The sequence below is a fragment of the Streptomyces subrutilus genome, from assembly GCF_008704535.1.
Lineage (GTDB): Bacteria > Actinomycetota > Actinomycetes > Streptomycetales > Streptomycetaceae > Streptomyces > Streptomyces subrutilus.
Genome location: NZ_CP023701.1, coordinates 80,835 through 95,723, shown reverse-complemented (window position 1 = coordinate 95,723; position 14,889 = coordinate 80,835). Strand labels below are relative to the sequence as shown.

The window sequence follows — 14,889 nt, the reverse complement described above, 5'->3', positions numbered from 1 at the left end:
CCCGACATGCCGGCAGCCACCGCCGTCACCGCACCCCGCCCCCGCACGTCCGCCCCCACCCCCCTCGGCGTCCGCGAGCTGCTGGCCCAGGGCCGGCGGACCTTCTCCTTCGAGTTCTTCCCGCCCAAGACCGACGCGGGCGAACGGACCCTGTGGGCGGCCATCCGCCGCATCGAACCCTTCGCCCCCTCCTTCGTCTCGGTCACCTACGGCGCCGGCGGCTCCTCCCGCGACCGCACCGTCGAGGTCACCAAGCGCATCGCCGCCGAGACCACCCTGCGCCCCGTCGCCCACCTCACCGCCGTCGGCCACTCCGTCACCGAACTGCGCCACATCATCGGCCAGTACGCCGACGCCGGCATCCGCGACGTCCTCGCCCTGCGCGGCGACCCGCCCGGCGACCCCAAGGGGGAGTGGACACCCCACCCCCACGGCCTCACCCACGCCGCCGAACTGGTCACTCTCATAAGACAGTTGGGCGACTTCACGGTGGGCGTCGCCGCGTTCCCCGAACGCCACCCCCGCTCACCGTCCTGGTGCGAGGACATCACCCACTTCGCGGCCAAGTGCCGGGCCGGCGCCGACTACGCCATCACCCAGATGTTCTTCCACGCCGAGGACTACCTGCGCCTGCGCGACCGGCTCGCCTCCGTGGGCTGCCTGACCCCCGTCATCCCCGAGATCATGCCGGCCACCGACTTCCGCCAGATCAGCCGCTTCGCCGAACTCAGCGACGCCCGCTTCCCCGACGCCCTCGCCCGCCGCCTCGAAGCGGCCAAGGACAACCCGGCCGACGGACACCGCATCGGCGTCGCCTACGCCACCGCCATGTCCGAGCGCCTGCTCGCCGAGGGGGCCCCCGGACTGCACTACATCACCCTCAACAAGTCCACCGCGACTCTAGAGATCCATCAGAACCTGAACGTCAGCCAGACCCCAGCCACCACCACCACGGAGTAGAACCCATGGACTTCAAGGTCGCCGACCTCTCCCTCGCCGCCTTCGGCCGCAAGGAGATCACCCTGGCCGAGCACGAGATGCCGGGTCTGATGTCGATCCGCGCGGAATACGCGGACGCGCAGCCGCTGGCCGGGGCCCGGATCACCGGCTCGCTGCACATGACCGTGCAGACGGCCGTGCTCATCGAGACGCTCGTCGCGCTCGGCGCCGACGTCCGCTGGGTGTCGTGCAACATCTACTCCACCCAGGACCACGCCGCCGCGGCCGTCGCCGTCGGCCCGAACGGCACCCCCGAGGACCCGCAGGGCGTCCCCGTCTTCGCCTGGAAGGGCGAGACGCTGGAGGAGTACTGGTGGTGCACGGAGCAGGCACTGGTCTGGCCCGGTCACACCGGTCCGAACATGATCCTCGACGACGGCGGCGACGCCACCCTCCTGGTCCACAAGGGCGTCGAGTACGCGAAGGCGGGCGCGGTCCCGGACCCGTCGACCGCCGACAACGAGGAGATGGCCCTGGTGCTGGGCCTGCTGGCGAGGACGTCCATCGACTGGTCGGCGCTGGCCGCCGAGATCCGCGGTGTGACGGAGGAGACGACCACGGGTGTGCACCGTCTGTACGAGATGATGTCCGAGGGCACGCTGTTGTTCCCGGCGATCAATGTGAACGATGCGGTGACGAAGTCGAAGTTCGACAACAAGTACGGGTGCCGGCATTCGTTGATCGACGGCATCAACCGTGCCACCGATGTGTTGATCGGTGGGAAGACGGCGGTGGTCTTCGGGTACGGGGACGTCGGCAAGGGGTGTGCGGAGTCGCTGCGCGGTCAGGGTGCGCGGGTGATCGTCACGGAGATCGACCCGATCTGCGCGTTGCAGGCGGCGATGGACGGGTACCAGGTCGCGACGTTGGACGATGTGGTGTCGAGTGCGGACATCTTCATCACGACGACGGGTAACAAGGACATCATCATGGCCGCGGACATGGCCAAGATGAAGCACCAGGCGATCGTGGGGAACATCGGTCACTTCGACAACGAGATCGACATGGCGGGTCTCGCGAAGATCGAGGGGATCGTCAAGGACGAGGTCAAGCCGCAGGTCCACACGTGGAAGTTCCCCGACGGGAAGGTCCTGATCGTGCTGTCGGAGGGCCGGCTGCTGAACCTGGGCAACGCGACCGGGCACCCGTCGTTCGTGATGTCGAACTCCTTCGCGGACCAGACCCTGGCGCAGATCGAGCTGTTCACCAAGCCCGCCGAGTACCCGACCGGTGTCTACGTGCTGCCCAAGCACCTCGACGAGAAGGTCGCCCGTCTCCACCTCGACGCGCTGGGCGTCCGGCTGACCACCCTGCGCCCGGAGCAGGCCGCGTACATCGGCGTCGACGTCGCCGGCCCGTACAAGCCCGACCACTACCGCTACTGACCCGACAGGCCCGCGCACGGACCGGGGTTCCACCGGCTCTCGAACTCCGCTCGAGAGCCGGTGGAACCCCGTGGCCCGGTGACCCCGGGGATGCCACGATCGAATGTCCGCGCCGAGGGCGAGCACCACTCCCACCACCCCAGATGAGGATCACCCATGAACACCAATCCGGCCGGTAGTCACCAGCAGTACCCTGCCGGCGGCCCGAGTCCGTACACGGCCCCTCCCGGCTACCACGCCCAGCAGCAGCACCCCCAGCACACCCCGGCAACCGCCGGGCACAGCAAGGTCGCCACCGCCCTGCTCGTGGCCTCCACGGTCCTCGTGGGCCTGATGGCGGGCCTCTTCTTCGCCTTCGACGTCTCGGTCATGCCGGGTCTCGCCGCGGGCGACGAGCGCACCTACGTCACCGCCATGCAGGCCTTCAACAAGGCCATCGACGGCAACGGCCTCTTCGGCATGGCGTTCATCCTCGCCCTGCTGGTCTCCGGAGCCTCCGCGATCGTCGAGTTCCGCAAGGGCCGCCGCAACGTCGCCGTCTGGGTCGCGGCCGCCGCCGTGGCCTACTTCGTCGTCCTGATGATCACCTTCTCCGTGAACATCCCCCTCAACAACGAACTCGCCGCCGTCGGCGACGCCGCCCAGCTCAAGGACTTCTCCATCGTGGACAAGTTCAAGGGCACCTGGGTCACCACCAACATCCTGCGCACCCTGCTGTGCACGGTGGCCCTCACCGGTCTGTCCCGCGCCCTGGTCCTCTACGGCCGCGCCACCCGCTGACCGCCGCCCACCACGGCCCACCCGCCCCCACACGCACCACCGCGAAGTCCCCCGGACCACCCGACCGGGGGACTTCGCGCGTACCGCGCCCGGCTCGGACGCGGCTCAGGCACCCTGCCCGTTCAGGTACAGCGCCCACGCCAGGAACCCGACCGCCGCCGTGCACAGCAGCGTCCGCCACACGTTGGCGCGCGCCCAGGGCCCCTCGAAGGCCCGCCGGACGGCCGCCGGGTCACCGATCCGACCGACCGGACCCGCCTTCTCCAGCACGTTGTTCAGCGGGATGTTCACCTTGTTCGTCACACCCATCGCCACGACGTAACAGACCAGCGCCGCGATCAGCGGCGGCAGCACCCCGCGCCCGTCCTCGGGGATGTGCAGGGCCAGCGCCAGGGCCGTGAAGAGGAACGCCCCGATGTAGCCCAGCACGAACCAGCCGTTGAGAATGGCCACGTTGATGCGCTGCATCACCTCGATGACCGTCCGGTCGTCGGTCCGTTTGAGACCCGGCATCACCGAGACCGAGAACCCGTAGAACAGGCCGCTCACCAGGCCCATCGTGACCGTCGCGGCGATGAGTGAGGCAAGGCGTGCGGTCTCCATCGTGGGTCCCCCCGATCGTCCGTCCTCGGAGCCTCTGGGTCATCGATTCTTCGGGAACGGGTCATCAAATCGTCAAGTCATGGCGACTATACGGCCGGTGGGCGCCGCACCACGGTGACTTCGAGCGATCTTCCAGCACCTCTCCAGCACCTCTCCGGCACCCCGCCCGCCCCCGCCCCCGCGCCCGCCCCCGCCCCACACCGCTCACTGTTCCGGCCGGCGGCGGTCGTGGCGGGTGCGGAGCGAGCGGACCGGGTGCCGGCCGGGGCGGGTTCGAGTGCCACAGGGCCAGCAGCCCCGCCGTACCGAGCAGCGCCGCCTGCACGTCCAGGGCCAGCGGCAGCCCGATGTGCGCGACCAGCACCCCCGCCAACGCCATCCCCAGCGCCTGGAACCCGTCGAACACACTCTGGAAACTGGCCGGCACCCGGCCCCGGGTGGCATCCGAGGTGTACATCTGCACGATCGACATCCGCCCCGCGAACACCCCGATGCCCGGCGCCCCCAGCACCACGAACAAGGCCACGAAGAACCCCATCGACGTGGTCAGGTAGACGCTGTTCCACGTCACGGCCGTCGTCGCGGAGAACACCAGCAGCGCCCAGCCCAGCCCAGCAGCCGGCTCGGATCGGTCCGCCGGGCCAGCGTGCCGACCAGCGCCCCGCCCGCGATGCCGCCCACCGCCTGCACCCCCCTCAGCAGACCCGTCTCGGTCGAGTTCATCGAGACCTCCGCCGACGCCGCCGGCCACCGCGTCGGACGCGACGGACGCGCCCGCCCCGTCGACTCCTCGCGCAGTCGCGAACGCGCCGGAGAACTCCTGCGCGGCAACCCCGGCGCCTCCCTGCGCCAGATCGTCGCCGAAGTCGGCCTCGCCCCGGCCACCGTCACCGACGTGCGCGACCGCCTCCGCCGCGGCGAACACCCCGTCCCCGGCACCCCCCGCCCCACCGCCCCGACCCCACCGCCCCGACCCCACCGGTCTCCGCATGCGCCCCGGCCCCCGCCCGCACCCTCCTGGACGCCCCGCCGCACGCCCCTGCCCTGGTCCCCTGCCGGGTCGGCGTCGAGTTCAACCAGGCGCCCGCCCCCCGCGCCGCCCGACACTCCTCCGGCGGCCCGCGTCAGCCGCGCACGATCCGGGCGAGCCAGGGCGTGAGGGCGACACCCACCCGCTCCCGGTAGGTCTCGTCACCGGGCAGCGGCACGACGAGCCACTGCCCCGGCGGAAAGAACCGCCCCCGCACCCACGCCAGTCCGCCGTAGACCGACCGCAGGAACGCCGGCACGGACTCCCGGGGGACGTCGAGGAACTCGATCCCCTCGACCGTGACGTGCGCGTCGTCCTCGGGGAAGAACCGCACGCCCACCGACGGAACCCCGCCCAGCTCCACGTACGCCTCGTGCGGCAGCGAACCGTTCGGGTCCAGAACCGTGAACAGGGCCGCCGACGTACGGCGCGAGGTCAGGTCCGCGCCGATGTCCTCCTCGACCGCCACCGCCCGCCCGTACTCCGCCGCCACCGCGCGCACGGCGCGCACCGCCGACTCCGTGGTGGGCAGCGAAGGACGGCTCACGCCCCCGCCCCCCGCCCACCGGCACGCCGGTAGCGCACCTCGCGGACCACCGCGCCCGCCATCTCCTCGCACGACACCGCGCCGTCGGGGACGAAACCGGCACGCTCGTAGAACCGCCGGCCGAGCACGTTGCCCTCCACGACCCACAGGCGCAGCGCCGGCCGGTCCGCGCACCGCCGCAGCACCTCCGCCATCAGGGCCCGACCGACCCCGGTACCGATGAGATCGGGGCGGACGTACAGCGCGTACAACTCGGCCTCGCCGCGCGCGAGTCCGGCATCCCGGACCGGCCCGAAGCAGGCCCAGCCGACGACGTCGCCGTCCGCGTCCCGGGCCACCAGGTCGGTGGACTGCGAGGACGCGTCGGCGAGACGCGCACGGTGCCGCGCCGCGTCGGCGGCGGCATCGAGCGCGTCGAGACGCTCCTGCGGCATCAGCCCCGCGTACGCGCGGCGCCAGCCGCCGACGCGCACCGCGGCCACGGCGTCGATGTCGGCCCCGGTCATCGCGCGGACGGCGACCGGGGGCCCGGCGGGGGAGGGGAGCACGCTCATCCGGGCAGTCTGACACGCCCCGCCGCCCCGGCCCCGGGCGGGCAGCCGGGGCAGGCGCTCACAGACCCTTCCACAGATCGCGCCACAGATGGGCCCGCACGTCCCGCAACCAGTGCCCGGCCGAACAGTGCAGCCGGCGCACCACCGGCCAGGGCTGCGCCACCGGCCGCCCGCACCACCGGCACGGCCTCGTACGCCGCACCCCGCCCCCCGGACCCGCCGGACCCCTCGTCTCGTCCATGCCCCCAGTGAACAGCCCCGCCCGCCCCCGCCGTACCCGCCGCCGTACTCAGCCGCCCGGCGCCCGCTACTCAGGCGCCGCCCGGCCCCCGGCGACGCCGTTCCCCCGTGGAACGGCGTCACCGGGCGGTCCTCAGGCCGCGGCCCGCACCCCGCGGCCGCAGCACCCCCACCCGTACGCACCGGTGCACCGCCCGCACGCCCGCACGCCCGCACGCGCGAGCCGCGGCCGCGGTCTCAGATGCCGATGTTGGCCAGGCTCACGCCGATGTTGCGCAGCGCGGCCGACAGGGACGGATGGTCCACCTCGAAGCGTTCCGCGGCGTGGTTCAGCGACTGCGTGACCCCGGGATCGGCCGCCGCGTCGTCCGCGGCCGCGTCCTCCAGCAGGGCCTCCAGATGGGCGCGGTCCTGCGGGGAGAGGCGGGAGCCCGACGTCCTCAGCTCCTCGCGCAGGGCCTCAAGGTGTTCGTGCGTGGTCCGGTCCGACACCGCGTCTCCTCCGTCGCTCGCCGCCTGCGCCGGGGTCTCGTCCCCGGGGGCGGATATACCGACCCCCTGCCCCCGGGCGGCCCGCCCACACCCGCCCGCCCCCGCTCACAGCGCAGCGCCGCCGCCGGGATGCCATGCTGAAGGGCGGGGGCCCCGCAGCCGGAAGGGTTCACAGCGATGACGAAGCGCGAGGCACCCGAGACGGACCGCGCCGACGGGCCCCGGCCCTCGGCCCGGGAACGCGCCGACCGCGGCCGGGCCGCCCGCAAGCGGACGCCGCGCTCCGCCCACGCGGAGTTCGGACCGTCCCCCGCCCGCCCGGACCCGGTCGACGTCATCGAGGAGCAGTCGGCGACCCGGGTCCCGGAACTCGTACCGATCCGCTACGGACGGATGGCCCAGTCGCCCTTCCGGTTCTACCGCGGCGCCGCCGCGATCATGGCCGGCGACCTCGCCGGCACCCCCGACTCCGGACTGCGCGTCCAACTGTGCGGCGACGCCCACCTGATGAACTTCCGCCTGCTGGGCTCCCCGGAACGCAACCTCCTGTTCGACATCAACGACTTCGACGAGACCCTGCCCGGCCCCTGGGAGTGGGACGTCAAACGGCTCGCCGTGAGTCTGGTCGTCGCCGGCCGCGAGAACTCCTTCACCGACTCCGAACGCGCCGCGATCGTACGGTCCGCGGTGCGCTCCTACCGCGAGCAGATGCACCGCTTCGCCGCCCAGCGCCACCTCGACGTCTGGTACGCCAGGATCGACGAGGACCAGCTGCGCGCCCTGGCCGCCGGAGCCCTGCACACCCGCGGCCGCGCGCGCGTCTCCACCGAGCTGCGCAAGGCCCGCGGCCGCGACAGCCTCCAGGCCGCCGGGAAGCTCACCGAGGTCGTCGACGGGGAACGCCGGTTCGCCGCCGTACCGCGCCTGATCACGCCGCTCTCCCACCTGCTGCCCGACCGGGAGCGCGCCGCGCTCAAGGAGGAGATCGGCGACCTGCTGCGGCAGTACCGGCACAGCCTCTCCACGGACCGCCGCCACCTCCTCGAACAGTTCACCGTGATCGACATGGCCCGCAAGGTGGTGGGCGTCGGCAGCGTCGGCATGCGCTGCTGGGTCGTCCTGCTGACGGGCCGCGACGACGCGGACCCGCTGCTCCTGCAGGCGAAGGAGGCGGGCGAGTCGGTCCTCGCCCCGCACGCCGGCGCGAGCGCCTACCCCACGCAGGGCGAACGGGTCGTCGCCGGACAGCGCCTGATGCAGGCGGCCGGGGACATCTTCCTCGGCTGGCAGCGGCTGCGCGGCATCGACGGCCGCGAACGCGACTTCTACGTACGCCAGTTGCGCGACTGGAAGGGAGTGCTGGACCCCTCGCAGATGGAACCGCGCGGCATGCGGGTCTTCGCCGACCTGTGCGGGCTCACCCTGGCCCGGGCCCACGCCCGCTCCGGGGACCGCATCGCCATCGCCGCCTACCTCGGCCGCGGCGACGTCTTCGACCGGGCGGTGCAGCGGTTCGCGGAAACCTACGCCGACCGCAACGAACGCGACCACCGCGCGCTGACCGCCGCCATCGCCGCCGGCCGCGTCAGCGCCGTGGCGGCCTGACCGGCGGGCGCCGCCCGCCGTCGCCGCGCCGGGCCAGCTCCGGGTAGTCGGCGACCAGGCCGTACGCGTCGAACTCCACGTCGGCGGCGAAGTCCCCGGAGGCGTAGCGGACCAGGGCGCCGCCGGACGGGGTGCGGGACAGGTGCGTGTACGTCTGGCGGGACGGCCGCACGGTCAGGTCGGGGACGGACACCCAGGCCATCAGGAACCGGTGCTCGCCGGGCCGGCGGTGCAGGGCGTGGCGCAGCACCGGCATGGTGTTGGTCAGCGGGCACAGGCCGAGGTCGCAGTCGAGCGCGCCCTCCAGGTCGGGCCGGGGACGGCCGTCGACCGTCCACCGGCCGGACGGGGAGCGCCGCAGGTCCAGCTCCCGGACCCGGCAGGCGTCCTCGACCCGCACCGTCAGGCGCCGGGTGGCGAGGTCCTCGCCGGTCTCCAGCGCGTACGAGAGCCAGTACGGCTCCGGGTCGGTGCCCACGGCCCTGCCCCGGGCGCGCAGCCCGGCCGGCCCCGCGGGGCCCCGGCCGATCTCCACCCAGGCGGTCTCCAGGCCGCCGCTGGCCGTCACTTCCCAGGTCGGCACGTGGCGTTCGCTCACACCTCCACCCTAGGTCGTCTCTTTCGGATCTTGTCGGCCGAGCCCGCGGCGTCTGGTGCCGTGCCTGGGCGTGCTGCCGGGGCGCTCGCGTACTGGACGTACGTGGTCGCCTCGGCAGTGCGGCCAGGCACGGTGCCAGGCGTCGCGGGCCCGGCAAGATCCGAAAGAGACGGCCTAGGCCGCCTCCCGCACGGCAGCGCCGGGGCCGCGACGGCGGGGCGGGGGCGCCCGCGTCCGTCAGGGGCCCCGCCAGAGGTTGGCGAACGCCGCCTTCTCGATGGACCGGCGCTGGCGCACGGCCTCCAGCTCCATCACCGCGTCGTTGACCAGCGCCAGTACCGCCGTCACCGCCTCGTCCTCGGGAACCGGCGCGTCCCCGTCCGGCCCGCCGCCGACCCCCACGACCGCGGCGAGGGCCACCAGCACGGGATCGCCGTCCGCCCACCGCTCCAGGGCCCGCCCGCGCGCGGGCGAGTCGGCCAGCTGCAGGCGCTCGGCGCCGAAGGGCGAGCGGCCGTGCCGTTCCCGCGTCAGCTGCCCCTCCTCCTCCAGGGCCGTCTGGTAGAGCGCCGCGAGGTCGCGGCCCCTGCGCCACAGCCAGTCCTCGATCCGCTCGTACGGGGCCTGCCGGTCGAGCGCCCGCGCCGCCCCGTCCAGGAGCCGGTCGCCGGTGGCCGGCCCGGGGCCCGGCACGATGCGCTCGCCGTCCAGGGTGAGCGCCCCCGCGCCCAGGAGGTCGATCAGCTCGGCTCCCGCGAGCGCCAGCGACAGGTCGCCCTGGCCCACGGAGCGGTCCGGCCGCGGGGCCATCGCGATGATGAACAGGTCCTTCGCCGTGGTCATGAACGGCTCCCCTCGACGTCATTGCCCACCGGAACCCCAGTATCGCGCCCCGCCCCCCGACCCGCGGCGGGTCGGGGGGCGGGGCGGTGTCGCGGTGCCCGTCAGCCCTGGCGGGCCTTGAAGCGCGGGTTCTTCCGGTTGACGACGAAGACCACGCCCCGCCGGCGGACCACCTGCGCTCCGGGCCTGGACTTCAGCGAGCGCACGGATGCGCGTACCTTCACGGCTCTGCCCTCTTCCCGTCCTGTCCGTCCTGTCTGCCTGTCCTGCCGCCTGTGCCGGCCCTGCCGGCCCCTGCCCGTCCCCGGCCCCCGGCCGGCCCTCTCCGTCAGCCCCGGGACGGGCCCCGGCGGCCGTAGCGGCGCTCGAAGCGCTCCACGCGGCCGGCGGTGTCCACGACCCGCGTGCCGCCCGTGAAGAAGGGGTGGCTCGCCGCCGAGACCTCGACGTCGACCAGCGGGTAGAGCGCGCCGTCCTCCCAGACGACCGTCCGGGCCGTGTCCACGGTCGACCGCGTCAGGAACGCGGTGCCGGCCGCCCGGTCACGGAAGACGACGGGGCGCGATACGGGGTGGATGTGCTTCCTCATGTGCTTTCCTCCCTGGTCACACGTGTACGGGTGGGCGGTGCGCCCGTGCCGGGCGCCGCCCGGGGCGGTTCGGCGCCCCTCAGCGCTCCTCCCGGAACGCGACGTGCCGGCCGGCCAGCGGGTCGTACTTGCGCAGCACGAGCCGGTCGGGGTCGTTGCGGGGGTTCTTGCGCGTCGTGTAGGTGGTGCCGGTCCCGGCCGTCGACGTCAGCCGGACGACGGGACGGGTGGTGCTGCGGGCCACGAGCTGCTCCTTCCGGTGACACCGCGCGCTCCCCGGCGGGTGACGCGCGCATGTCAGCTGACTTCTGCAACGGAAGCCAGCCCCCGGGCATTCCCGTCCGGGCGGCCGGCCGTCGAGGTGGCCGCCCGGACGGTGCGGTGCGGGGTCAGACGCGGTCGGCGGCGATCAGCAGGTACTGGAACGAGCCGTCCTTGTAGGAGTTGATGAACGCCTCCTCGATCCCGGTGACCAGCGAGGACGTGGCGCGGGCCTCCCAGTAGGGCAGGGTCGCGGCCGTCAGGTCGACGACGGTCTGCGGGACGAGCCGGTTGTCGGCCATGGCCCGCATGTACTCCCGGCGGGAGTGGATGTTGCACTCGAAGTGCGCGTTGATCTGGGAGACCCACTTCGAGGGCTGGCCGTACCGGGGGTTCCAGCAGCCCGTGATGGTCACGTAGCGGCCGCCGACGGCCAGGACGCGGGAGTGTTCCGCGAAGAGGTCGTGCAGGTCGACGTACATGCTCGACTCGTTGTTCCACGAGGCCGCCGCCCGTCCCGTCTCGAAGGGCGTGCCGAGCATGTTGCACACGCGGGCGCGGACGGAGCCGTCGATGTCCAGCTCGCGGGCCCGCCGGTTGGCGAACTCGGCCTGCTTGGCCGACAGGGTGACGCCCTCGACCGTGCAGCCGAACCGCTGGTGGGCCATGACCATCGAGCCGCCGCGGCCGCAGCCGGCGTCGACGAGGGTGTCCCCGGGCCCGATGGGGCCGAGGTGGTCCAGGAGGACGTCGGTCTGGGCGGACTCCAGCCGGTGGAGCTCGGCGATCAGCCTCTTCTCGTACGCCTCGTCGCCGGGGTCCCCGAGAGCGGCGTGGTCGACGTCGCCGATGCCGTAGTGGTGGTGGTAGAGGCCGTCGACGTCGCCGAGGCGCAGGTTCACCGGCCTGGCCTCGTGGTCCCAGTAGCGGGCGATGTCCCCCTGGTAGGGCGTCGCCGGGGCGGGCACGAACGCGGAGGCGGGGGCCAGGGTGAGCTCGGTGTCGGTCACAGATCGGTCCATTTCTTACCAGAAGTCGGGCAGGCTGTAGCGGTAGGTGTTGGTCTGGTGCCAGTAGTGGTTGCCGTCGACCCACGCGGCCACGCCCCGCAGGAAGCGCAGCAGGCTCGGCACGGGCAGGGCGGCCGCAGCCCCGGCGGCCTCGGTCTCGAAGGCGTGCATGAGGTCGTTGTGGACCTCGACCGCCTTCAGGTAGGCGTCGCGGACGGGGAGGCCCTCGCGTTCGGCGATCACCACGGGCAGGTTGAGGTGCAGGCCGGGGCCGGCGAGTTCCTTGGTGTACGAGTAGAGGTCGTTGACGATGGTGGTGGCGTTCCCGGCGAGCGCGATGACCCGCTGCACCTCGGGCCGGGCCTGGAGGTCCGCCGGCAGCTCGTAGCCGCCCACGGTGTCGGTGATGGTGGGGCAGGGACGGAAGTTGTTGAACTGCCGCATCGCCAGGTACTCCCACACCTCCGGCACGTGGTCGGTCTCGGACCAGGCGGCCTCGGCGAGGTACCCCAGGTGCAGCCGGGCCATGTCGTGCCGGTACCGGTCGGCCTGGGCGGGGGTGGCCTCCCGTACGAAGTACCCCATGGCCGAGCGGTAGGCGCGCCGGGGGGCGTCCGCGTGCAGCGAGCGCTCCCACTGCGGCTGGTACTCCGCCGTGGTGTGGAGCGGGTCGAGCGCGGTGTGGGCGAGCAGGAGGCGTCCGCCGAGGCCGACGGGGGAGCCCCCGTGGTCCTCGCAGTAGCAGTCGTCGAGGGCGTTCTCGGCCGCCATCAGCCGGGTGGCGATCATCAGGTGGTCGACGCCGGGGGCGTCCGGATGGCAGGCGACCATGTAGCGGCCCAGGGAGAACCCGTCGAACTGGTCCTCCCAGTCCGGCGGGTACAGCTCGACCTCCTCCACCGCCCAGGCCTTGATCCTGCGGCTGACCTCCTCCACCCGTACGGGGTCCGGTTCGGGCACCGGGTGGTGGTAGAGGCCGGGGATCGCGGTGCCCGCCGCGGCAGGCTCCGCGGGGGCGGCCGGCTCCGCGCGCCGGACCAGCGACAGCCCGGCCGTGCCCAGCCCGCTGGGCCCGCGCAGCAGCCGCGCCAGCGCCGCGCCAGCCCCCTGAACGGGCGGCCCCGGAACGAGCGGCGGCGCGGAGGCCGCGGTCGGTACGGGCGTCCCGCTGCCGCAGGCACCGGCGAGGGCTCCGGGGGCGGCGGCCGGGCCGGGGACGCGGTCCCCGGGACGGGCCGCGGGGGAGGGCAGGCTCGGCTGCCGGGGGGAAGGCCCGGGAACGGGCATCCGTGGCTCCTTGGTGGAAGTGGCCGGGCCGCCCGCACCCGGGCGCACCCGCCGGGCCGGGGGCGGGCCCCGGGAGGGCGGCGGGCCGTCCGGGCGCGCGGCCGGGCGGGGAGGGTCCGGGCGGCCTGGGTCGTCTCTTTCGGATCGTGCCGGTTGAGCCCGCGTCGTCCGGTGCCGTGCATCGGCGCCTCGGCGGGACGCCGGAGTACTGGACGTACGTGGTGTTCGGCCAAGGCGGCGAGGTGCGGTGCCGGGCGGCGCGGGTCAGGCACGATCCGGAAGGGACGCCCTAGCCGTGCCGGCGGGCGATCTGCACGTTCTCCAGCACGCCGAGCGCGTCGGGCACCAGGACGGCGGCGGAGTAGTAGGTGCTGACCAGGTAGGAGATGATCGACTGCTCGTCGATGCCCATGAACCGCACCGACAGGCCCGGTTCGTACTCCTCGGCCAGGCCGGTCTGGTGCAGGCCGATGACGCCCTGCTTGTCCTCGCCGGTGCGCATCACCAGGATCGAGCTGGTGTTCTCCTTGCTGATGGGGATCTTGCTGCACGGCAGGATGGGGACCCCGCGCCAGGCCGGGACCAGCTGCCCGCCGAGGTCGACGTGGTCCGGGTAGAGGCCGCGGGCGTTGAACTCGCGCCCGACGGCCGCGATGGTCCGGGGGTGGGCGAGGAAGAACTTCGAACCGCGGCGCCGGCAGAGCAGCTCGTCGAGGTCGTCCGGGGTGGGGGGACCCGAGTGCGTCTGGATCCGCTGCTTGAAGGCGGCGTTGTGGAGCAGGCCGAACTCGCGGTTGTTGATCAGCTCGTACTCCTGGCGCTCGCGCAGCGCCTCGATGGTGAGCCGCAGTTGCTCCTCGGTCTGGTTCATCGGCTCGTTGTAGAGGTCGGCGACCCGCGTGTGGACCCGCAGCACGGTCTGCGCGATGGACAGTTCGTACGCGCGCGGGTGGAGGTCGTAGTCGACGAAGGTGCCCGGCAGCGCGGGCTCGCCGGTGTGCCCGGCCGACATCGCGATCTCGGCCTCGCCGTGCCGGTTCTGCCGCTGCAGCGGCAGCGCGGCGAACCGCCGTACGTGGTCCTGGAGCTGCGGCGCGGTCGACAGCACGGCGGCGAAGTCGGCGCGGGAGAGGCTCAGCAGGGTGCCGGCGGTCTCGGCGGTCGCGGTGTGCTCCCAGCGCGCCTCCTCGTCCAGCAGGGCGTGCTCGCCGAAGTGCTCGCCGTCCGCGAGGACGGCGACGGCGATCTCGTCGCCGTACTTGCCGACCGAGGTCTGGCCGACCCGGCCGTGGGCGATCAGGTGGATCCGCTCGGCGGGCCCGCCGCGCTCCGCCAGCACCTCGCCCGCGCGGAAGTCGCGCTGGACGCACCGGCCGGCGAGCGCGGCCAGCACCCCCTCGTCCTCGAAGCCGCGCAGCAGCGCCAGTTCGCCGAGCTCGCGCGGCACCACCCGGACCCGGGCGCCGTCCTGGACGAACTCGACGCGCCCGTCGCCGACGGTGTAGGTCAGCCGGCGGTTCACCCGGTAGGTGCCGCCCTTGGTCTCCACCCAGGGAAGCATCCGCAGCAGCCAGCGGGAGGTGATCTCCTGCATCTGCGGAGCGGACTTGGTGGTGGTGGCCAGGTTGCGGGCGGCCGCCGTGCCCAGGCTGCTCTGCCGGGGCGGCTCCAGCTGGGCTTCCGGGCTGGTGTCCGTGGTCATCGGGCACGCTCTCCTTCGTCGGGGCGGTGACCGGCGTGCGCCCGCGTCACCGGTGAAAACGGAAAAGGGCAGAGAAATACCGGGCAATCCGCCCAGATCCAGCAGCACACTAGTGGCGGCCCCACCCGATTGATCCGGTAAGCCGTTGGTATTACCCCGATGCGGTGATCTTGTCCCACAAGGTGTTTGCATCCCGATCCGGTGGTATCGCGCCACCCCGCCCGGACCCGCCCGGACCCGCCCGAGGCACCCCGCTGCGCCCCGCGGGCCCCCGCCGGAGTGCCCGTCCCGGCGCCGGGGGAGCGCCGGGCCCGCGGGCCCGGGCCGGGAGATCCCACGTCAGAGCCCCGGCCGGGCGCCGGTT

At 73.4% G+C, this 14,889-nt stretch carries 17 protein-coding genes; 4 read left to right on the top strand and 13 right to left on the bottom strand.

Annotation, left to right across the window (positions count from 1 at the left end; genetic code table 11):
- Nucleotides 1-6: 6 nt before the first annotated feature.
- The 3 genes from metF to CP968_RS00430 all read left to right on the top strand — a co-directional run bounded on the left by metF (nucleotide 7) and on the right by CP968_RS00430 (nucleotide 3,164).
- A complete protein-coding gene (gene metF / locus CP968_RS00440; RefSeq protein ID WP_150516089.1) occupies nucleotides 7-960 on the top strand; it encodes a methylenetetrahydrofolate reductase [NAD(P)H] in 954 nt (317 codons plus the stop codon).
- 5 nt (nucleotides 961-965) lie between these two features.
- Nucleotides 966-2,384: an adenosylhomocysteinase gene (gene ahcY, locus CP968_RS00435; RefSeq protein ID WP_150516088.1), complete on the top strand. Its 1,419-nt coding sequence runs from the start codon at nucleotides 966-968 to the stop codon at nucleotides 2,382-2,384.
- 156 nt (nucleotides 2,385-2,540) lie between these two features.
- Nucleotides 2,541-3,164, top strand: a complete 624-nt coding sequence (locus CP968_RS00430; RefSeq protein WP_150516087.1) for an anthrone oxygenase family protein — start codon at nucleotides 2,541-2,543, stop codon at nucleotides 3,162-3,164.
- Between the two features lie 105 nt (nucleotides 3,165-3,269).
- On the opposite strand, the gene CP968_RS00425 is transcribed toward CP968_RS00430, so the two are convergent.
- The 5 genes from CP968_RS00425 to CP968_RS00405 all read right to left on the bottom strand — a co-directional run bounded on the left by CP968_RS00425 (nucleotide 3,270) and on the right by CP968_RS00405 (nucleotide 6,630).
- Complete coding sequence (locus tag CP968_RS00425) at nucleotides 3,270-3,767, bottom strand: anthrone oxygenase family protein (protein WP_150516086.1); 498 nt, start codon at nucleotides 3,765-3,767, stop codon at nucleotides 3,270-3,272.
- A gap of 64 nt (nucleotides 3,768-3,831) precedes the next feature.
- Nucleotides 3,832-4,692 (bottom strand): MFS transporter, encoded by an 861-nt coding sequence (locus tag CP968_RS00420; RefSeq protein WP_150516085.1) that lies wholly within the window; start codon nucleotides 4,690-4,692, stop codon nucleotides 3,832-3,834.
- 199 nt (nucleotides 4,693-4,891) lie between these two features.
- On the bottom strand, nucleotides 4,892-5,344 hold the full coding sequence (locus CP968_RS00415) for a hypothetical protein (RefSeq protein ID WP_150516084.1): 453 nt from the start codon (nucleotides 5,342-5,344) through the stop codon (nucleotides 4,892-4,894).
- Nucleotides 5,341-5,898, bottom strand: coding sequence for a GNAT family N-acetyltransferase (locus tag CP968_RS00410; protein ID WP_229886975.1), 558 nt, complete (start codon nucleotides 5,896-5,898; stop codon nucleotides 5,341-5,343). The genes CP968_RS00415 and CP968_RS00410 overlap by 4 nt, the downstream gene beginning before the upstream one ends.
- 477 nt (nucleotides 5,899-6,375) lie before the next feature.
- On the bottom strand, nucleotides 6,376-6,630 hold the full coding sequence (locus CP968_RS00405) for a DUF4404 family protein (protein ID WP_150516083.1): 255 nt from the start codon (nucleotides 6,628-6,630) through the stop codon (nucleotides 6,376-6,378).
- Between the two features lie 177 nt (nucleotides 6,631-6,807).
- Between CP968_RS00405 and CP968_RS00400 the strand changes: the two genes are divergently transcribed.
- Entirely contained in the window at nucleotides 6,808-8,235 is a 1,428-nt protein-coding gene (locus tag CP968_RS00400; RefSeq protein ID WP_150516082.1) for a DUF2252 domain-containing protein, read from the top strand.
- On the opposite strand, the gene CP968_RS00395 is transcribed toward CP968_RS00400, so the two are convergent.
- The 8 genes from CP968_RS00395 to CP968_RS00360 form a co-directional block, all read right to left on the bottom strand.
- Nucleotides 8,216-8,833: a putative glycolipid-binding domain-containing protein gene (locus CP968_RS00395; RefSeq protein ID WP_150516081.1), complete on the bottom strand. Its 618-nt coding sequence runs from the start codon at nucleotides 8,831-8,833 to the stop codon at nucleotides 8,216-8,218. The genes CP968_RS00400 and CP968_RS00395 overlap by 20 nt on opposite strands.
- 237 nt (nucleotides 8,834-9,070) lie before the next feature.
- On the bottom strand, nucleotides 9,071-9,676 hold the full coding sequence (locus tag CP968_RS00390) for a GOLPH3/VPS74 family protein (RefSeq protein ID WP_150516080.1): 606 nt from the start codon (nucleotides 9,674-9,676) through the stop codon (nucleotides 9,071-9,073).
- A 101-nt stretch (nucleotides 9,677-9,777) separates the two neighbouring features.
- On the bottom strand, nucleotides 9,778-9,900 hold the full coding sequence (ykgO, locus tag CP968_RS00385; protein ID WP_150516079.1) for a type B 50S ribosomal protein L36: 123 nt from the start codon (nucleotides 9,898-9,900) through the stop codon (nucleotides 9,778-9,780).
- Between the two features lie 104 nt (nucleotides 9,901-10,004).
- A complete protein-coding gene (locus CP968_RS00380) occupies nucleotides 10,005-10,265 on the bottom strand; it encodes a type B 50S ribosomal protein L31 (RefSeq protein WP_150516078.1) in 261 nt (86 codons plus the stop codon).
- A 79-nt stretch (nucleotides 10,266-10,344) separates the two neighbouring features.
- A complete protein-coding gene (gene rpmG / locus CP968_RS00375) occupies nucleotides 10,345-10,509 on the bottom strand; it encodes a 50S ribosomal protein L33 (RefSeq protein ID WP_150516077.1) in 165 nt (54 codons plus the stop codon).
- 145 nt (nucleotides 10,510-10,654) lie between these two features.
- On the bottom strand, nucleotides 10,655-11,548 hold the full coding sequence (locus tag CP968_RS00370; protein WP_150516076.1) for a geranyl diphosphate 2-C-methyltransferase: 894 nt from the start codon (nucleotides 11,546-11,548) through the stop codon (nucleotides 10,655-10,657).
- A 3-nt stretch (nucleotides 11,549-11,551) separates the two neighbouring features.
- On the bottom strand, nucleotides 11,552-12,823 hold the full coding sequence (locus tag CP968_RS00365; protein ID WP_150516075.1) for a family 2 encapsulin nanocompartment cargo protein terpene cyclase: 1,272 nt from the start codon (nucleotides 12,821-12,823) through the stop codon (nucleotides 11,552-11,554).
- A gap of 289 nt (nucleotides 12,824-13,112) precedes the next feature.
- Nucleotides 13,113-14,525, bottom strand: a complete 1,413-nt coding sequence (locus CP968_RS00360; RefSeq protein ID WP_150516074.1) for a family 2B encapsulin nanocompartment shell protein — start codon at nucleotides 14,523-14,525, stop codon at nucleotides 13,113-13,115.
- Nucleotides 14,526-14,889 lie beyond the last annotated feature (364 nt).